The sequence below is a fragment of the Primorskyibacter sp. S187A genome, from assembly GCF_049800955.1.
Taxonomy (GTDB): domain Bacteria; phylum Pseudomonadota; class Alphaproteobacteria; order Rhodobacterales; family Rhodobacteraceae; genus JAKVBH01.
Window position 1 is genome coordinate 771,624 of record NZ_JBNAGA010000002.1, and the last position, 18,915, is coordinate 790,538.

Consider the following 18,915-nt stretch of genomic DNA (forward strand, 5'->3'; position numbering starts at 1 on the left):
CAGCAATAGCTCTGGCCGCAATGGGCAAGCTGTGTGGCTGTTTCTGTTTCGTGGCGCGCTGACGCAAGGGCGCGCCGGTAAGCGCATCATTCGGGTCGAGACCTGATCGCGATTTCGCTACATCTTGGGCAAGACAGGGAGATCGCTATGACAGACCTTGAGCAAAGCTACCATTATGGTGTGGTGCGCCGCGCCATCGAGTTGATCGATGAAAAAGGTGCGGGCCTTTCTCTGGATGCGCTGGCGAGTGAGATGGGCATGAGCCCGGCGCATTTTCAACGCCTGTTTTCACAATGGGTGGGCGTTTCTCCCAAAAGGTATCAACAATATCTGGCCTTGGGCCATGCCAAGACGCTCTTGAAGGAACGTTTCACCACCTTGGCCGCAGCTCATGGCGCCGGGCTCTCGGGCGGATCGCGCCTGCATGATCTCTTTGTGCGTTGGGAAGCCATGAGCCCCGGAGATTTTGCCAAGGGAGGGGCGGGGCTGACGATCTTTTGGGGGTGGTTCGAGAGCCCGTTTGGCCCGGCGCTGGTCATGGGAACGGACAAGGGTATTTGCGGTATCGGGTTCAGCGCAGAAACGGGGGCAGAGCCTGCGATGGCCGATCTCAAGAGCCGTTGGCCCAAAGCACAATACGTCGAAGACCCGATGCGACTTGCGCCTTGGGTCAATGCGGCGTTCGGAACAGAACCTGCGACGGAAGCGCCATTGTATCTGATCGGTGCGCCGTTTCAGATCAAGGTTTGGGAAGCCTTGCTGACAATCCCCACGGGCCATGTGACAACGTATTCCGAGATTGCAGATCACATTGGCCATCCCAAGGCCGTGCGTGCTGTGGGGACCGCTGTCGGGCGCAATCCGATTTCATGGCTTATCCCATGCCACAGGGCTCTGCGGAAATCAGGCGGATTGGGCGGCTATCATTGGGGCTTGCCTGTCAAACGCGCCATGTTGGCATATGAGGCGGGGCGCACGGGGATGTGACGTCTTGTGCGGCGAAACTTCGCCGATTCCCCTTACGATCGTATTTGGCCTCCGCTAGCGTGAAGCTATAAGAACATGAACGACATGGCACACAAGACCGTGGCAACCCTACGAGGCAAGATATGACCCTGATACGCAAACCTTTTTTGTTGTTGAGCGCAGCTGTGATCGCGCTGACGGCCTGCACCCATTCCGGCCCTATTGATACGTCGAATGGCCCCAATGAAAACCGCAACGCCAAAACTGGCGCAGCCATCGGTGCGGCGGCGGGTGCTTTGGCAGGCCTTTTGACCGCCGGGGATGATCCTGATGAGAAGCGCCGCGCGGCCGCGACAGGCGCTGTCGTCGGTGCTTTGGGCGGGGCCGCCATCGGCAATGCCCTGGACCGGCAGGAAGAAGACCTGCGCCGCGATCTGGGCGAAACAAATGCGACCATCACAAACACCGGCGACCGCTTGATTGTCACGCTCCCGCAGGACATCCTGTTTGCCACAGACAGCACCGCCGTGCGCTCGGATCTGCAGCGCGATCTGAGAGCGGTTGCGGGCAATCTGCAGGCCTATCCGAACTCGACCGTTCAAGTCATCGGCCACACCGACAGTGATGGCGATGCCGGGTATAACCTTGATCTCTCTGATCGGCGCGCCTCTGCGGTCGCGTCGGTCCTGATCGGAGCGGGCGTTAATCCGGGTCGCATCCAGACGATTGGCCGGGGCGAGGATCAGCCCGTCGCGTCCAACCTGACGCCGGAGGGCAAAGCGCAAAACCGCCGGGTCGAAATCGTCATTCTCCCCAACGCCTGAGGCAGTCAGGCCTTGCGCTTGATCTCCAGTGACATAGCTTCTGCCTCAACAACATGAGGCAGGAGTTTTTTATGGCGCAATATTCTCTTTTAGGCATCTCGGGCGCTCTGCGCAGCGGTTCAACAAACACCATGTTGGTGAAAGAGGCTGCGCGCGTATTTGAGCCAGCGTCCTTCACTCTCGCGGATCTGCGCCTCCCGCTCTACGATGGTGATCTTGAGGCCAGTGGTGGCATCCCGGCTTCCGTACAAACACTCGCGGATCAAATCGCGGCGGCAGATGCCGTCGTTATCTCTGGCCCGGAATACAACAAGGGCATCAGTGGCGTGTTGAAGAATGCGTTGGATTGGGTCTCCCGAACCGAAGGCGCGCCTTGGGTGGGCAAGCCCGTCGCGGTTTTGTCCGCTGCCGCGGGGCGTGCTGGTGGCGAGCGAACCCAAGTCATGTTGCGCAATTGTCTCGTCGCTTTCCAACCTCGTTTGCTGCAAGGTCCAGAAGTCATGATCGCAGGCTCGGGTTCGGCCTTTGATGACTCTGGTCAGCTTACAAATGAACGCTCGGTTGAAGGGTTGCGCAAGTTGATGTCTGCCTTGCGTGATGAGGTTGCGCGCAGCCAGGCCTAGGTTGGAAACGAAATCTCAATGAGGTTTTGATCCGGGTCGCGTATGTAGAAAGACAGAATGGGTCCGGTCGCGCCAGTGCGACAGACCGGGCCTTCTTCAATAGCAACAGCATGCTTCTTCAAATGCGCCTGCCAGTCTTCGACGGAACTTGACGCGAGAAAACAGAGATCGGCGCTTCCTGCTGTCGGGCGGTCTGCCTTCGGTTCGAACTCACGTCCGGCCTCATGCAGGTTGATCTTTTGTTCACCGAAGTGCAGCGCCCAGCGAGATGGGCCTGACGCGGGCTGAAAAGCGCTCGCTCGCATGCCCAAAACATCTTCGTAAAACGCACATGTTGTCGGGATATCAGCAACTGTCAGAACAAGGTGATCCAGTGACAAGACACGCATCGAGATCTCCCAACAATAAAGCAGCGCCAGTGCGGCGCCGCTTCACCTGCTAAAAAAGCGCTTGTTCTCAGCAGCCGGTGCCACGCAGCACAACATGTACTGTGCGCCACAATACCTTAAGGTCCGTGAAGAACGAAAGGTCGCAAAAATAGGCTGTATCGTAGAAAGCTCTCTCGGAAAAACCACACTCGTTACGCACTGAAATCTGCCAGTAGCCTGTGATGCCCGGGCGCATCGCATAGTATGCAGTCCCCGGGTAGAGGCTGCGCTGCGACGTCATCATCGGGCGAGGCCCAACGATCGACATGTCGCCGCGGAAAACATTGAACAATTGCGGCAATTCGTCAAAAGACGATTTTCGCAAAAATTGACCTATCGGGGTGACCCGGGGATCGACGCGCAGTTTCTGGGAATGCTCCCATTCTGCGCGTGCGTCGGCGTTGCCAGCAAGATAGCCTTGAAGCTCTTTGTCTGCATTGGGCACCATGGAGCGGAGTTTCCACATCCAAAAATGCTCACCATTCAAGCCGATGCGCTTTTGGCGGTAAAACGGATTCGCACCGTCGCGGGCCAGGACAAGAAGAGCGCAGATCAAAACCACTGTCATCACCGGCAAAGCGAGCAGAGCCACAATGGCAAGATCGAAGGCTCTCTTGAACACACTCCGATACACCCCATTGGGCGCTCTCGCATCACGCGCGAGATCAAACTCATAATCACCAGCCGAATATGGCTGACGCAATTGCATGGTCATTCCAACGCCCCTCCAGAGGCACGGGTGACGAGGCAAGAGACAGCAGATGGTCACGCGAATGGCACGCCCGTTCCAGTCAAGGCAGTGCAGCTTACAGCGCGGGATGTTCCCCTAACTAACCTTCCGAAGTACCCTTCACACTCACAGTGAAAGCACCAACCCCCAAGTGCCGATAATATGTGAAATCGACTTGAGCCAAATTTCACTCGACTTGTAGACAAAACCCCAGATGCTGCTTTGCGTCAAGTTCAGGTGCTGCGTCAAAAGCCTTGATAGGTTGGGGAAAACGCCACTAACCATGTCAATTTTTCGTCGAATCATGGCGTGTTTGCATGCGAGACGTGAGAATTGACGCCAAGTAGAGTCAGTCGAGAGCCGCAACGCGTTTACCCGTACTTTTCCAATTTGGAAACAATGCAGGTTAGTTTTGGCTGTTTGACACATCGCCGCGCAATTTTCTGAAAAGCAGCGCCCTTTGATCGGAAACAATCTGCCACAGAGATGCCATACTTCTTACGGTGTCATAATCCTTGACAGGTGTCTTTGAGACCTTCCGGCGCGGACCCGTTTCGGGCGGAAATGCGGTCGCAGCATTTTCTTCACTTTTTGGAGACAGACTGTTTCTTAACCAACGTACTGTGGAAAAGACACGCTATGGTTGTGCTTTCTTTGAATGCTGGGGCTTGTTGCTGGCGATTACGATTCGCGGAGCGGCTAAGGGCTGCCGACCCTTCGGCGTCAATTGGTTGCCAAGGCGGTCCGGCAGGGCTAATGCGCTTGGCCAGCGGAGGTTGCCATGTCCCATCACGTTTACCAAAATGATCTTCCCGACGATCTCGATCTTGGTCCCAGCGTCGCCATCGATTGTGAGACCATGGGGCTGAACCCGCATCGGGATCGCCTGTGCGTGGTGCAATTGTCCAGCGGTGATGGGGTGGCCCATCTGGTTCAGATTGCCAAAGGGCAGACACGCGCGCCCAATCTTGAAAAGTTGCTAGTCGATCCTGAGGTCGTGAAGATTTTTCACTTTGGCCGATTTGACATCGCCGCCATGCTGAATGCGTTTGGCGTTCTGACGGCCCCGGTCTTTTGCACAAAAATCGCCAGCAAAATGGTTCGGACATACACCGACCGGCATGGGTTGAAGTACCTGCTCCAGGAGCTGCTGTCCGTCGATATTTCGAAACAACAGCAATCAAGCGATTGGGGTGCACAAGATCTCAGCGCGGCTCAGATCGAGTACGCGGCGTCGGACGTGCTGTATCTGCATCGATTGCGTGATGTTTTGGTTGAGCGATTGAAGCGGGAAGGGCGTTTGGAGATAGCGCAGTCCTGTTTTGATTTCTTGCCAACCCGCGCGCAGCTTGATTTGGCGGGCTGGCCGGAGCAGGACATCTTTTCGCATTGAGCAAATGCGCCTACATAGGGGCTGTGCCGCCTATGTAGGACAATCGCCTTGGCTCTTTTTTCTTACTCATCTTTCATAAACGGCTTGAAAGTGCTTTTGCCGTTGGGCGCTCTCGCCTTGTTGGCGACGTTATTTCTTTTTGCGCGCACGAGCCCGGAGGACGGCCAATTGCCCTATCTCGAGGATCTGCGCCAACGCGTGGCGGGCGCGGACGGCATGCGATCCCCCTTTTATACCGGCAGCACAGAAGCAGGCGACGCCATCACTGTTGAGGCGGAGAGTGCGCGGCCCGATCCTGAAGATCCGGCCCGAACTCTTGCGCAAGAGCTGCGCGCGCATATCGGCTATTCTGACGGATCGGATTTGACGATCACTTCCCGAGATGCCGTGTACAGCGACGCGACTGATCTCCTGCGACTGTCGGGGGATGTCACCCTGATAAGTTCCAACGGATATCAGGTGCGCACGGAGCTCTTGGAAGCCCATATTGAGGAAGCTTTCGCCGAGAGCCCCGGCCCCGTTGAGGCGATTGGACCGGCCGGGCGTATTACGTCCGGTGGCATGGTTGTCGAGCGGACGGGCCGCCAATCTGATGAGGTGCAATTGGTTTTCACAAAGGGTGTGAAGCTGGTATACAAACGCGAAACGGCCAACGAGTAACGTCATGCGCGCATTTTTGATATCGCTCTTTTTACTTTTCTCCGCAGGGGGGCTCACGGCGCAGGAAGCCAATGTCGGCTTTGGCACGGTGCAGGCCGATCCCGATGCCCCTGTCGAAGTCACGGCGGAGCAACTGAACGTCAGCCAGGAAAACGGCGATGCCATTTTTACCGGCAATGTTGTGGTTGGTCAGGGCGAAATGCGGCTCAATGCGCCCAAGGTGCGCATCATATACGATGAGCAAGACGGCTCCGTTTCTCGTATGGAGGCCACCGGCGGTGTAACATTGGTGTCTGGTGCCGAGGCCGCGGAAGCGGAGCGTGCGGATTATAACGTGGGAAGTGGCATCATTGTCATGACAGGCAGTGTTTTGCTGACCCAGGGAAAGAATGCGCTCACGTCAGACCGTATGGAAGTGGATCTCAATGACAACACGGCTCGGATGACGGGCCGCGTCAAAACGGTTCTGTATCAAGGCGATACGACGAATGAGCAACAAAACTGATGGCCCGCGCCAAGCTTGTGGTCGCTGAGGGCAAAGTGGGGTTGCGCATTTCGAATTTGCGCAAGAGCTATCGCAAGCGCCTTGTGATCCGCGATGTCAGCATGGAGTTGAACCGCGGTGAGGTGGTTGCTCTTCTGGGCCCCAATGGGTCTGGCAAGACAACAACATTTTACGCAATCGCCGGTTTGGTCACCGCAGAGGGCGGTACGGTGTCCATCGACGGGCAGGATGTCACGTCACTGCCGATGTACCGACGCGCGAAGCTCGGAATTGGCTATTTGCCGCAAGAGATGTCGATCTTTCGCGGCCTGAGCGTCGAAAACAATATCTCAGCCATTCTCGATATCTCCTTGCGTGATCGGCACAAACGCCGCGAACGGCTTGAGGAGTTGCTCTCTGAATTCAGTATCGAACACCTTCGCCGAGCCCCGGCTTTGGCCTTGTCCGGCGGGGAGCGCAGGCGCGTTGAAATTGCGCGCTGTCTTGCCGCAGACCCTGCCTATCTTCTTCTGGACGAACCCTTTGCAGGCGTCGATCCTATCTCGGTTGGTGATATCCGCGCGCTTGTTTCGGATTTGAAGAAACGGGGCATCGGCGTCTTGATCACAGACCATAACGTTCGGGAAACATTGGAAATTGTGGATCGAGCCTACATTTTGCACGACGGCAAGGTCTTGATGTCCGGGACGCCTGACGACGTTGTTCAAAATGAGAATGTACGCCGGGTCTACCTGGGTGACAGCTTTCGGATATCTTGACTGTTAATCATTGTTTGATTGACAGGTAGAGCGCTTTTTCGTCCAATGTCGACATGGCAAAGTACGACGCCCTGCTTCAACTGCACCTACTCCTCCGCAAGGGGACAATGGAATTGAAGCGATGGTCCACTGCGCCAAACTCCATCAGACATACGTGACTGTTGACGACCCGTGCGCCGTCGCAGGCTGTCTGACTCAAATGAAAGGAGACCCCATGCGCTACCAGATTTCCGGAAAGCAGATCGATATTGGCGAAGCGTTACAGATCCATGTCAAAAACGAGCTGGGCGCGATTGTGCAAAAATACGCAGAGCGGCCGACGGACGCGACGATCATCTTCTCGAAAGCGGCTCATGAATTCATCTGCGAGGCAACGGTTCACTTATCGACCGGGCTGACGGCCTCCGCGAAGGCGCATGCAACGGAAATCTATGCGGCATTCGACAGTTGCGGCGAGAAAATGGAAAAGCAGCTGAGGCGTTACAAACGCAGGTTGAAAGATCATCATCGGGAACGGGCAGAACCTGTTGAACTATCGGGCGGTTCTTCTTATATCCTCGCCGGTGACGAAGGTGATATCGAGTCGGAACCCGATACGCTCACGCCGGTAATCGTCGCGGAAATGGAGACCAAAATCCCGTCACTGACCGTAGGCGAAGCGGTTATGCAAATGGAATTGGCGGGTGCACCGGTTTTGGTTTTTAGAAATGAGAAAAACAACGTGAACGTCGTCTATCGCCGGGATGATGGGAATGTTGGATGGATCGAGCCGGAATAGGCTGGGTCTTGAGAGGTTGACCAGATGGATCTATCGAGTTTGCTTCCTGCACGCGGTGTGAAGGTCATGTCGATGCCATCGAGCAAAAAGCGCTTGATGAACGAGATCGCCGAACTTGCGGCATCGACCTACGATCTGGACGCGTCTGTCGTACTTGAAGCACTTTTGGACAGAGAAAGTCTGGGGCCAACGGGTGTGGGGCAGGGCGTCGCACTGCCACATGCGCGTCTGCCTGATCTGGAGCGTTGCGTGGGTGTGTTCATTCTCTTGGAGACGCCAATTGATTTTGATGCCGTCGATCGTCAGCCCGTTGATATCCTGTTTGGATTGTTCGCGCCGGAAGACGCCGGGGTGGAACATCTGAAAGCGCTGGCACTGGTGTCAAGAACACTGCGGGAAACAGCTTTTTGCACGAAGCTACGTGCAAATTCGGACCCGGCGACGTTGCACGCCATTCTGACAGAAGGCGAAGACGTCAAGGCGGCCTAACGCGCTCGGATGTATCAAGGAAAGCCCTGCAAAAGTGCGGGGCTTTTTTATGCGAAATCCCTGAATCCAAACGAGATATAGTCACGCTGATAGGCAGCGCGTGTCAGCGCTTCAATCTCTTCGTCATAGATATCCGTCAACGTGTAGGGCGCCACGTCTTGCGCAGCCATAAAAGGTACATGGCGTTCACAGCCCGCGGCTTGGGCCAGGGCTGGCAGGGCTTGTTCCAGTTCCGTCTCTCTCAAGACGACATCTGGCGTTGCGAAATCCGCCATGCCTTGGAGGGCCGCGGTTTGCGTGCACCAATGTGCATCAACGCGGATTGCCGTTTGGCCATTAAGATTTTGTTGGAGAAACGCAAGAAAGCTCTTGAAAGCTGTGCGATGCGCGTCCGCATCGTAGCCAGACATGTCGCACTGCTCATCCGGCAAGTTCACCCCAAACCGATTAACGAGTTTGCGGCGCAGCTGTTTGTAAGAGCCTTGGCCGGTGTTCAAAATCTTGTCGCAAAACGCGGTGTGGGCGCGCAAGACAGGATGGCGTAGCACGCAAAAGCGCCGGTGGCCCGGATGCGCGCGCATCCATTGTCTGAGTGTCTTTTGGTTGAAGTCAGAGAGTAAAGCAGCCACACCCGTTTCATCCAGTGACGCGAGCCAAGCGCAAACAGCTTTTTCCGGCCCGCTTCGAATGGGCATGTACATCACCGACGCCTTCGCAGCGGCGACGTATCCGGGCACAACGGGTCCGCGTCTGGGCTCGAAATTGGGTGTCCGCGTGAGGTCAAACCGATCAAACCGCGACAAAGCCTGTTCCATCGCGTCGAAGTTTTCGACCTTCTGGGAGAGCGGAGCAGGGTTTTGCCGCTTCATTTTGGAATCGAGGCTGTACAGATGTGCGTCGATCCCGAGCCAAAGGGCCAGGCCATTCATGACATCCAGTGAGTTCAGATCATCATAGCCCACGTAAAATGGTGTCTGTCCGCGCGTTTGCAGGGCGTTGAGCAGGGTGATCTGGAATGTTTGAAGTGCAGCGACATGCGTTTCAAATTCCTTGGCGTCAAAGCGGGCTTTGGCGTCTTTGCGCTTGGCTACATCAGTGAGCTTCCATTGATCTGTGGCTTGGGCGATCTTCCAGCTCACGTAGCTGTCGATCGGATTGCGCGTCAAAACGATCTTGGCACACCGTGGATCATCCAGCATCGGCTGCAGGATGCGCGGATCATGGTCGTGGAAATACCGAAAACCGGCGAGCTGGCCGAATTGAGACTTGATGCGCTCTAACAGTGATACGGGATCTCTGTCACGCTCAGCTTGCGTCATCCCCAGAACTTCAGTGCGATTTGGATAGGCAATGAAGTAGGGGTTGAATACCTCACCCAAACAACTGATGCCGTCAAACAGGTTCAGGTTCGCCTCAAGGAAATTTGAGCCCGTGCGCATCTCGGCGAAGACGACGAAGTAGTCGAACGGCGCAGTCATCTGTTACTTCACCAGATAGGGTTTGCGTGGTTGGGGTGTCCGGCCTTGATGGGGCAACGGATCAACGGGGAAATCGCCCATGAGATAGGGATGCATGCCCTGATTTTTAAGATTTTGCAGGAATTGGCCGAAGCCTGCGAGATCAATCATGCGGGGGACTTCCGCCAAACGACGCGTGGGCCGCACGGTGATTTCATCGATAATGCTCTGCAATGGTTCCATCGGGCTTTCGATGAACTCCGCCATGGTCCAGATGCGCACCCGCGCCTTGGCATAGGGCGAGCGGTAGGCGTCGAGGGCTTTTGCCTCGATGCGTTGCAGGTGCGCCGCCTGCTGCCGCAGTTCCGCGAAGTCGGAGTTGGATTTGAAAAGCGGAACGGCCCAGGCCCCTGAAATCACGGCGATTTGGGCATTTGGATCTTTCGCAACATCCCAGACGATGTCCTGATTATCGGCGGGGCCATACTGAAAGCACTGCCGTTCGCCGCGTGTGTTCCAAATCAGGTTGGTCAGGAACGCGCGGGGATTGGCGTCCCGGAGCATCGCGGTATCACAAAGAGCACCGTTCATCACGCTTTGCTGGTCTGCAAATTCCGCACGATCCGGGCCATAAAGATGTCCATGAACCCGTGCGCCAGTTGCTTTGGCAAGCCAAGGTTCGAAATCCTCAAACAGTTCGGTAAACCCTTGGAATAGCGAGTATTCTCCCGCGGTCACGCCGTTTTCCCAATCTTCGTTGGGAAAGCGCGAATGCATGTAGAGGCCGGGGCGGCCTCTGGTGCGTCTCTCGACGGCTTTGGCAAAGATGCGATCAATCTTGCCGGGGTTTGGTTCCGTGCTTTTCATGGCACCATCGGGATCGGTCAGAAAAGCGCGATAGAGGCCCTCGGCATGCGGCCAGATTTTCCGGGCGACAAAGCAATCGGAGCGCCGCAGCAGCTGCAAGTGATCATCATAGAAAATGTGGGGTTTGCCCTGAAAATCGAATTTGGAAAGGGTCAGCGACCGGCTTTCTATTTGCGTGCTGTAGAGGCGGGCGAGGGTTTGGTAATAGCTTTCATCGGGAATCCAGACGCGTTTGAAATATGCGTCATAGCGTGGCCGATCCGGGTCTTGTAAAATGGCGCTCAGGGTTTGGCGCGTGAGACACCACCATTGGCTGCCCATATGGGGGACAAGGTCATTGGGAATACGCCGCGCATAGCCAAGCCGTCTTTGGATAGAAACGAATTTATCGAACAAATACCTATGCTTACGCCAACTGAACGGGAAGCGAAGGGTGAAGCGTTCGGCATCCAAGCCCCCAACTGTCCAAGGCACATCGGCCGTCGTCGCGCTTTCTATGAAATCAACGCGAGGACGGGCGGCTAGATAGTCAACGAGCTCTTCTACGGGGCGTAATGGCAGGCAGGACCCGGAGGCCAAGTAGACGTGCCGCACATCTGAAAACTCCCGCAGCAATTGCTCGCTTGCAGCCTGCGATGCGGCGACGATGCCCCATGTGCCCCATTCACAGCGGAAGCGCCGCGAAAACTGGATATGCGGAATGTCTGACAAGGCCTGGACAAATGCGCGATAGGCCTCTCGCCGCACGTTTTTATCAACATGGATCACGACGGGGCACCCGGCCTGCGCCCAGTGCCGCGCGACTTGTTCCGCGCGGCCCAGTGCCGTGTGGCACAACATGACGACCCCGAGGCTCACGCCCAGTTCCCTTTTGACATAAGGCCCAATATCTCCAACTGTCGCCAGTTGATGTATTTCTCAGACCATTTGCACCACAAGTCAGGGTTATCCTGCACCGTCGCGGCATAGGCCTTGTATTCAACCGAACCGGCGTAGTGCTGTTTGCGTTCAAGCTCTTCGAGGGCTTTTTCAGAGAACGTATCGAGGAACTTGGTATGTAGCAAAACCCCGGATGCTTTTTCGCCGCCCCATTCGTCATAGACGAGGTTCAACCCCCGTGGCAGCAGCATATGTGTTGAGCTGACATAGGCGTAGCGGCTATTCCATTTGACCAACGGAATCTTGTTGAGCGCCGGCGCTTTCTTAGGGCTTTCTTTGAAGAAAACGCGGGCGCGTGGGCCGCCCTGTATCCAAAGATTGCCAAATCGGGAGTTGCGTTCAATCGTGTAGTTCCCGGGATCAAACCAATTGGCGATCTCGAGGGGGTTCTGTCCGGTTTGGTAAGGCTGCGCGTTGATCGGGCCTTTGGGGTACATGTCCAGCAACATTGCTGAAAAAGACTTGATGGATGATGCATCCAACCAATCGGTCAATGCACGCAGCGGCCGGGTATCGCAAAAAGGATAGAGGAAAAACTCGTCGGGATCCACGGTCAGCACCCAGTGTCCATGAGCATATTTCATGCACAGCCAGTTGAGCCAATCGACACCAAATCGCGCGCGCTTGTAGCTGGCATTGGTTTGCCAGACTGACACATCGCTTTGCTCGGCAAGGTAATCCAATGAGCCATCATCGCTGCCGTTGTCGACAAAGAAGAAATGGTTCACGCCTTGATCGCGATAATACTTGAGGAAGTAAGGCAGGCGCCGGAATTCATTGCGCTGTGTGCACATCACGAAAATATCGCCGGGGCGGATTTGATCCGTCCGGTCTGCGACGCAGCGCAGCTCGCGCGATTTGCGCATGGCGCGCAATCGCCAGCGTTTACGCTGCAGCCGAAGGCGATATGACTGCCATAGGCCCACCTGCCAATGTCTCCTTGGCGACACTCAATGGCGTTGTGGCTATCAAGTCAACATTAAGACAATGTTGAAATGCTCCGCCCAGGATGGCGGCACAAACGCCTTGGGTTTATATCGCTGCTCTGCCAGTTCTTCTATTTTCTGGCGCCAACGATAAGGCTCTGAGACTGTTTCGTAAATGGGGATGTCGCCCAAGACTTCCTTCAGAACCGGCAGATCATTGGCAAGCACAGGGACACCAAGGGCCGCTGCTTCAACCGGAGGCAATCCAAAGCCCTCCAAATGAGACGGGAAGAGCAGAGCTTGAGACCCTTCAAGCAGTGTCGTCATGCTGCCATCCGAGAGACCTGCGATCTCCTTGACCTGATCGGGTTTGGCATCCAGCTTGCGAAAAACCTCTTCGTTGTTCCAGCCACGGGTGCCCGCGATAGCCAGTAAAGGCGCGTTTGGCCCCATTTCGGCCCAAAGGTCCAGAAGAAAGCCATGGTTTTTGCGTGGTTCAATCGTGCTCAGGCAGACGAAATAGGGGGCATCAATCCGAAATTGAGGTGGGAGCGGCTCGGGCTCTGTCAGAGTGACGCCGAGATGTGCGACAACGCAATCGTGGGTTTTTGACAGAAAGCGCTCGCTGCGATCACGCGTGTCGGCGGAATTGTAGATGATTAGGTCAGCATGGGCATCAACCCGACGTAAAAACCGTTTGAAGGCCTCTGCGGCGCCTGAACGCTGCCATTGGGGCGCTTCCAGTGGAATAACGTCGTGCACCAAAACACTGACCTTTGCCTTGCAATGTACCAAGGCAGACAGGACGCGATCGGTGAAGTTCGAGTGGCCCACATTGATGTAGCGGACGCCGTCCGGCAGGTGGCGCGTCAGCATGCGCCGCAAGCGCTGTGGCAGGCATCTTGCGATGGCATGGCGCCGCGCTGTCGCTTCTGCGCGCCGTATGCGCATGTCCCGGTGGGGTGCGGCGCGCCCCAATGCGTCCAGCGGATCAAAAGACCCTGTCTTAAAGGCCGAGGCCATGGCCTGAGCGCCTTGCTTATCGAGGAGGACATAGCCGAGACGCGTGCGCGCGAAGGCGAACATTTCGCCATCGCGTTTGGTCAACTCCGTCAAATACGCAAATTCAACGCGGTCGATGCCGGTCATTGTCCGACCTGCGCGCCGCAAGAGACGTGTGATGTCTAAAAGACGCGTCACGGTTGGGCAGCTCGCGTTGCGCGGCGCGTGTCGCACCCACGCCGCCCGGTGACGGGATTACTGAGCAGCTTGGTCCACGTGCATGATTTCCTTGAGGAAGTCCTGCAACGCATCCCGCAGATCGTCGCGCGCCAACCCGAAGGCAACTGTTGCCTGCAAAAAGCCCGCTTTTGAACCACAGTCAAACCGTTGGCCCGTGAAGCGAACGCCATGCACAGGACGACCGTCTTCGATTTCCTGCGCAATGGCATCGGTCAGTTGGATTTCACCGCCCGCTCCTTGCTTCATCTTGTTGAGGTTTCGCAAGACATCAGGCGTGAGAATATAGCGCCCAATGACGGCCAGGTTGGAAGGCGCTTCCCCGGCCGCGGGTTTTTCAACCATGCCCTGCACGTTCACGATGCGTCCGTGATCCTCGGCAACATCCAGCATCCCGTAGGAGCTGGTCTGGGCGACGGGCACTTCCATCGCCGCAACCATGGAACCTCCGGTTTCCTCGTAGGCTTCAACCATTTGCTGCAAACAAGGCGTTTCAGCGGCAATCACGTCATCAGGGAGAATAACGGCAAAAGGCTCGTTTGCGATGAGCCTGCGGGCACACCAGACCGCGTGACCCAGCCCCAAAGCACGATGCTGGCGAATGTAGGCGATAGCGCCACTTTCCATATTCGTGCTCTTGAGGGCTTCAAGAAGATCGTCTTTGCCTTTCTTGCGCAACTCAGCTTCAAGCTGCGGAGAATGGTCAAAGTAATCTTCTAAAGCGCCTTTGCCGCGCGACGTTACAAAGATGAACTCTTTGATGCCTGCGGCCCGGGCTTCATCGATTGCGTATTGGATCAGAGGCCTGTCAACCAGCGTCATGATCTCTTTCGGGACAGATTTGGTCGCGGGAAGGAAACGTGTCCCCAGACCGGCGACGGGAAAAATCGCCTTGGTTACTTTGTTCCGCATGTGTCAGCCCCTAAACAATCGTTCAATTTACGCGTCACTATACACGAATGCATGTGCCCTTGGCACGACATCACCTTGGCATTTTCATGACTTTTGGGTTGTTTATCAATGGAGGTTTTCCTCACCCAATTCCCCGTAAAGGCCCTATACGCGCGGTTTCTCGCTCAATCCGCTCATCTAGCGAGCAGAACTGAAAAAAAGGTTCATGCCTTTCCGCTTTGCCAAATTGCCCACCCTCGTGCAGCCACACACCGGGTGCGACATATTTCACCTGCATATAACGTATGTCGCGCGAAAACAGAATGACAGTTGGTCGCGTCCCATCATCGAGGGCCTTTTTTGCCTGTGCAAGAAGCAGCGCCTTTTGCGCGCGATGGCCTGCAAAGATCCGTGCCGTATTTGGTTGCGCGCGTCGAAAGGCCAAAAATGCAGGTGGTTGCGGAAAGTGCGGCTGGCTCTCTTGGCGCGTGGAGGCCTGCAATATGCCGTCCTCCAGACTTTGCAGGATCGTCCTGATGTCGCGCGGTTCCAGGCGTCCTGCAACCATATGGCGCAACAAACGTGCGCGTTGTTCGCGACGCACTTCGTCAAGACGGGTTTGCATCTCCGCCGGAGCATGCTTGGCGAGAAACAGCGCTGTGCTGGCGCCAATCTCCTGCAGGTCCGTCGGGACACGGTCTGATCTGCGGCGCACGCTGGCCAAAAAGCCGTGATGGACCTGTGCTTCCGGGACAATGACGGTGCGGGCAGCAAGGCGGCGGTTCAGGTCGGTTTCTTCCAGGAAAAAGTGAAACCGTTCGTCGAACCCTCCGGCATCTACCAAAAGGCTGCGACGGAACGCCATGTTGGTGCCTTCGGTGCGCCAGACATGACTCTCCGGCACATCCTGTTGCGGTTGGGCCATATAGCTGCGACCCGCTTGATCGACGGTGGACGCCTTCCACTGAAACGAAATGCCATTGCGCCCGCGCACGAAGCCACCAGTGGCATCTGCACGGTTTTGGACGATGGGCGCTGTCAAAGTGGTCAGCCAGGTGGGCTCAGGCACCGCATCGTCATCGATAAATGCAACGATGTCTCCCGCAGCCCGGGCAAGCCCCAGGTTGCGTGCACGGGAGATATTGGGTTCATCGAAAGCGACAATCTTCGTGCAATCCGAGAACGGACCGTGCCGCAGGGTTTGAGCTGCATTTTGTTCGCAGACAACCACCACTTCGAACGCGTCTTGCAGGAGCTGAGACAGCCCAAGCAAACAGCGCTGCAACGCGACAGGTCGGTGGCGCGAGACAACGACAACCGATGTTGTGCGATCAGCGATACAACTAGCCCTTCTGCAACGTAATGCCCGGCGCGTAGGCAATGAAGAACGGGTTGGCGTAGTCCGATTTGCCGTAAGTGAGGGGGCTATGATCGTCAAAACGCACGACGTGGCCGCCCGCGCCTTGCAAAACGGCATGGCCAGCCGCGGTGTCCCATTCCATCGTGCGGCCCAGACGCGGGTAGAAATCGGCCTCCCCTGTGGCCACGAGGCAGAACTTGAGCGATGATCCAGCGCTCTTCATATCGGCCACACTATACTGTGCGATATAGTCATCGGTCGCTTGATCGCGATGGGATTTGGAGGCCACGACAAGGAGCGCATCCGTATCGGGCTGACGCACTTTGATGGCTTCGGTGGTCCCGGCAGTGTGGGTTTCGAAGGGGCCAATTTCCTCAACAGATTGCCCTGCGGCGTCCGTGTAGAACAACCGGTTCTTGGCAGGGGCATAGACGACGCCTCGAATTGGAACGCCATGCTCCACATATGCAATGTTGACTGTGAAATCGCCTCGCCTGTTGATGAATTCTTTAGTTCCGTCCAAAGGATCCACGATCAGGAAGCTGTCGGCGTGATCAGAATGTGTGGCAGATTGTTCTTCCGTCACGAGGGTGACATCGGGAAATGCCGCGCGCAATCCTTTGGAAATCAGGGCGTCTGCCGCTTCGTCTGCCGCTGTGACAGGGCTGTCATCTGATTTGACTTTCACATCGAAATCATCCGCCTCGTATATTTCCATGATCGCGTCGCCAGCCTCAAGCGCGAGCGCCCGCATCACTTGAGTGAGTTTTTCATGTTCCACTATTCTGTCCTCATTCGGCATTTCCCGAAATTTTCTATTATTTGACGATGGCTTCGTTATGCTCGCACGCTAACGGAACAGCAAGAATTCCGTGCCATTGAGATCAGAGAGCTGGAGCAGGAAGGCCATGTTTCAACAACGCCAGACCCAGACGAAACTTGCTTCTGCGGTTGTAACTGCGGAATTGATCTACCACGGGGCCGTGCGCCACGTGCGTAAGATGCATGGCAACCCCCTGATGTCGATCTTGATGAACATGCTGCAATCGATCATGTTCGTGGCCGTCTTTTTCGTGATGTTCTCTGTTCTGGGTTTGCGCGGGATCGCACTGCGGGGCGACTTCCTCGTTTATATCATGACGGGAATTTTCCTGTATCTGACCCATACCAAAGCCATGGGAGCTGTCGTCGGGTCTGAAGGGCCGGCATCGCCGATGATGCAGCACGCGCCGATGAACACGATCATCGCGATTTGCTCAGCCCTGTTGAGTGTTCTGTATATACAGGTCCTCTCGGCCATCCTGATCTTGTATATTTACCACGTCGCGTGGAACCCGATCGAAATCTACGATCCTATCGGTTGTCTCGCGATGCTCCTGCTGGCCTGGTTTACAGGGGCTGCCATCGGCATGATTTTCCTGGCGATCAAACCTTGGGCGCCAACACCGATCAGCATCCTGTCAACGGTTTACCAGCGCGCGAATATGATCGCATCGGGCAAGATGTTCGTCGCCAATACGTTGCCAACTTACATGCTTGTCATGTTTGACTGGAACCCGCTCTTCCACGCCATTGACCAATCCCGGGGCTATGCGTTTGTGAACTATTTTCCGCGCAATTCCTCGATCGAGTATCCTTTGCTTGTCGGGGTGATCCTGCTTTGCGTCGGGCTCATGGGTGAGTTTTTCACACGCAAGCACGCTTCGGCGAGTTGGAATGCGCGTCGGTAATTTGTTGCCGATCAGCTTGGCCTGACTTTCACTCCTCCACATGGCTGATAGACTCTCCCAAAGCTCGAGCGGGAGGCCAGCCATGCTGTATCGATTTTTGTGCTTGGGAATAGTGATCGCTCTGATGCCGTTTGCGTCTGCCCGCGCGCAGGGCCTGGACACCTCACCTCGCCCTTTCGCAAGAGTTCTAGAGGCCAGCCAGAGCGTCGCTGACGAGCTGAGCAAAGCTGATGGGCTCGCGGCCTGGGTCGAAGACTTCGTGCCGCGGGCTGAACGTGCCGGAATTGCGCCGGAATTTGCACGGCAGATGTTGTCAGATGTGACCTATGATCCGGACATTATCCGCCGCGATCGCAATCAATCCGAGTTTACAAAGACCATTTGGGACTATCTGGATACCGCCGTGTCCGACGCGCGCATTCGAAATGGCAAGAGTGCCCTCGAACGTCATGCAGCGACCCTTGGCGAGCTCGAAAAAAGCTATGGTGTGGAACAGGAAATTATCGTGGCCATCTGGGGTCTGGAGAGTGCCTATGGGGCGGTGCGGGGCAAGACCACCATTCTTGATGCATTGGCGACTTTGGCCTACGACGGTCGTCGTGGTGCGTTTTTCGAAGGCGAGTTAATCGCAGCGCTGACAATTCTGCAGGCTGGTGATACCGGACCAGATCAAATGCGCGGCAGCTGGGCGGGTGCCATGGGGCATACGCAATTCATGCCGAGCTCTTACCTCGCATACGCTGTCGATCATGATCAGGATGGTCGTCGCGACATCTGGTCTGATGATCCGACAGACGCCCTTGCATCAACTGCCGCATATCTGAAGCATTTCGGATGGGTGTCTGGTCAGCCTTGGGGCGTGGAGGTGCAACTGCCAGAGGGCTTCGATTACACTTTGGCGCGGCGGGACAATATGCAATTGCCGTCATTGTGGGCCGAAAGCGGTGTGGTCGGTTGGGACGGCCGTCCCGTGCCGGATCATGGTCAGGCCTCTGTTTTGCTACCGGCGGGGGCGCAAGGTGCGGCTTTCCTCGTGTTCGACAATTTCGAGGTGCTGGAGCGCTACAATACCGCAGATGCCTATGTCATCGGTGTCGGTCATTTGGCGGACCGGATTGCTGGCGGTTCGGCTATTCAGGCAAGCTGGCCGCGCGACGACCGTGCGCTCACGCTCGAAGAGCGTTTGGAGCTCCAGAGGCGGCTGACCTCTGCGGGTTTTGACACCCAGGGCATCGACGGAAAGATTGGTCCTCTGACCATTCAGGCGGTACGGGACTACCAACGCAGCATTGGTGTAGTTCCAGACGGCTATGCATCCTTGCGTATTTTGAAGCAATTGAGATCCTGAAGCG

General features: G+C 56.1%; 20 protein-coding genes. 11 read left to right on the top strand and 9 right to left on the bottom strand.

Going from position 1 to position 18,915, the window contains the following annotated elements; genetic code table 11:
* Positions 1–147: 147 nt before the first annotated feature.
* The 3 genes from ACP15S_RS14730 (at position 148) to ACP15S_RS14740 (ending at position 2,413) form a co-directional block, all read left to right on the top strand.
* Positions 148–987, top strand: coding sequence for a bifunctional helix-turn-helix domain-containing protein/methylated-DNA--[protein]-cysteine S-methyltransferase (locus tag ACP15S_RS14730; RefSeq protein ID WP_425040396.1), 840 nt, complete (start codon positions 148–150; stop codon positions 985–987).
* A gap of 122 nt (positions 988–1,109) precedes the next feature.
* Positions 1,110–1,790, top strand: coding sequence for an OmpA family protein (locus ACP15S_RS14735; protein ID WP_425040397.1), 681 nt, complete (start codon positions 1,110–1,112; stop codon positions 1,788–1,790).
* Positions 1,791–1,861: 71 nt separating this feature from the next.
* Entirely contained in the window at positions 1,862–2,413 is a 552-nt protein-coding gene (locus tag ACP15S_RS14740) for an NADPH-dependent FMN reductase (RefSeq protein WP_425040398.1), read from the top strand.
* Here ACP15S_RS14740 and ACP15S_RS14745 read toward each other — a convergent pair.
* Positions 2,410–2,802, bottom strand: a complete 393-nt coding sequence (locus ACP15S_RS14745; RefSeq protein ID WP_425040399.1) for a VOC family protein — start codon at positions 2,800–2,802, stop codon at positions 2,410–2,412. The genes ACP15S_RS14740 and ACP15S_RS14745 overlap by 4 nt on opposite strands.
* A gap of 67 nt (positions 2,803–2,869) precedes the next feature.
* The gene (locus tag ACP15S_RS14750; protein ID WP_425040400.1) at positions 2,870–3,556 is read right to left on the bottom strand and encodes a sugar transferase; all 687 of its coding nucleotides are present in this window, start codon (positions 3,554–3,556) and stop codon (positions 2,870–2,872) included.
* A gap of 796 nt (positions 3,557–4,352) precedes the next feature.
* Here ACP15S_RS14750 and ACP15S_RS14755 point away from each other — a divergent pair.
* The 6 genes from ACP15S_RS14755 to ACP15S_RS14780 all read left to right on the top strand — a co-directional run bounded on the left by ACP15S_RS14755 (position 4,353) and on the right by ACP15S_RS14780 (position 8,154).
* Positions 4,353–4,964, top strand: coding sequence for a ribonuclease D (locus tag ACP15S_RS14755; RefSeq protein ID WP_425040401.1), 612 nt, complete (start codon positions 4,353–4,355; stop codon positions 4,962–4,964).
* Positions 4,965–5,084: 120 nt separating this feature from the next.
* The gene (lptC, locus tag ACP15S_RS14760) at positions 5,085–5,624 is read left to right on the top strand and encodes an LPS export ABC transporter periplasmic protein LptC (protein WP_425040402.1); all 540 of its coding nucleotides are present in this window, start codon (positions 5,085–5,087) and stop codon (positions 5,622–5,624) included.
* Between the two features lie 4 nt (positions 5,625–5,628).
* On the top strand, positions 5,629–6,129 hold the full coding sequence (gene lptA, locus ACP15S_RS14765) for a lipopolysaccharide transport periplasmic protein LptA (protein ID WP_425040403.1): 501 nt from the start codon (positions 5,629–5,631) through the stop codon (positions 6,127–6,129).
* A complete protein-coding gene (lptB, locus tag ACP15S_RS14770; protein WP_425040404.1) occupies positions 6,129–6,887 on the top strand; it encodes an LPS export ABC transporter ATP-binding protein in 759 nt (252 codons plus the stop codon). Before lptA ends, lptB begins: the two co-directional genes overlap by 1 nt.
* A 214-nt stretch (positions 6,888–7,101) precedes the next feature.
* The gene (gene hpf / locus ACP15S_RS14775; RefSeq protein ID WP_425040405.1) at positions 7,102–7,665 is read left to right on the top strand and encodes a ribosome hibernation-promoting factor, HPF/YfiA family; all 564 of its coding nucleotides are present in this window, start codon (positions 7,102–7,104) and stop codon (positions 7,663–7,665) included.
* 24 nt (positions 7,666–7,689) lie between these two features.
* Complete coding sequence (locus tag ACP15S_RS14780; RefSeq protein ID WP_425040406.1) at positions 7,690–8,154, top strand: PTS sugar transporter subunit IIA; 465 nt, start codon at positions 7,690–7,692, stop codon at positions 8,152–8,154.
* A gap of 47 nt (positions 8,155–8,201) precedes the next feature.
* Here the strand turns inward: ACP15S_RS14780 and ACP15S_RS14785 are convergent, their stop codons facing one another.
* From ACP15S_RS14785 to cysQ, 7 genes are all read right to left on the bottom strand, one after another.
* A complete protein-coding gene (locus tag ACP15S_RS14785) occupies positions 8,202–9,632 on the bottom strand; it encodes a sulfotransferase family 2 domain-containing protein (RefSeq protein ID WP_425040407.1) in 1,431 nt (476 codons plus the stop codon).
* A 3-nt stretch (positions 9,633–9,635) separates the two neighbouring features.
* Entirely contained in the window at positions 9,636–11,336 is a 1,701-nt protein-coding gene (locus ACP15S_RS14790; protein ID WP_425040408.1) for a beta-1,6-N-acetylglucosaminyltransferase, read from the bottom strand.
* The gene (locus ACP15S_RS14795; protein ID WP_425040409.1) at positions 11,333–12,283 is read right to left on the bottom strand and encodes a glycosyltransferase family 2 protein; all 951 of its coding nucleotides are present in this window, start codon (positions 12,281–12,283) and stop codon (positions 11,333–11,335) included. The genes ACP15S_RS14790 and ACP15S_RS14795 overlap by 4 nt, the downstream gene beginning before the upstream one ends.
* A 102-nt stretch (positions 12,284–12,385) precedes the next feature.
* A complete protein-coding gene (locus ACP15S_RS14800) occupies positions 12,386–13,543 on the bottom strand; it encodes a glycosyltransferase family 4 protein (protein ID WP_425040410.1) in 1,158 nt (385 codons plus the stop codon).
* Positions 13,544–13,600: 57 nt separating this feature from the next.
* A complete protein-coding gene (gene galU, locus ACP15S_RS14805; RefSeq protein ID WP_425040411.1) occupies positions 13,601–14,494 on the bottom strand; it encodes a UTP--glucose-1-phosphate uridylyltransferase GalU in 894 nt (297 codons plus the stop codon).
* Positions 14,495–14,615: 121 nt separating this feature from the next.
* Entirely contained in the window at positions 14,616–15,911 is a 1,296-nt protein-coding gene (locus tag ACP15S_RS14810; protein ID WP_425040412.1) for a glycosyltransferase family 2 protein, read from the bottom strand.
* Positions 15,817–16,614 (bottom strand): 3'(2'),5'-bisphosphate nucleotidase CysQ, encoded by a 798-nt coding sequence (gene cysQ, locus ACP15S_RS14815; RefSeq protein WP_425040413.1) that lies wholly within the window; start codon positions 16,612–16,614, stop codon positions 15,817–15,819. The genes ACP15S_RS14810 and cysQ overlap by 95 nt, the downstream gene beginning before the upstream one ends.
* Before the next feature lie 127 nt (positions 16,615–16,741).
* Between cysQ and ACP15S_RS14820 the strand changes: the two genes are divergently transcribed.
* Positions 16,742–17,563: an ABC transporter permease gene (locus tag ACP15S_RS14820; RefSeq protein ID WP_425040414.1), complete on the top strand. Its 822-nt coding sequence runs from the start codon at positions 16,742–16,744 to the stop codon at positions 17,561–17,563.
* An 82-nt stretch (positions 17,564–17,645) separates the two neighbouring features.
* Complete coding sequence (locus ACP15S_RS14825; RefSeq protein ID WP_425040415.1) at positions 17,646–18,911, top strand: lytic murein transglycosylase; 1,266 nt, start codon at positions 17,646–17,648, stop codon at positions 18,909–18,911.
* The last annotated feature ends 4 nt before the right edge of the window (positions 18,912–18,915 follow it).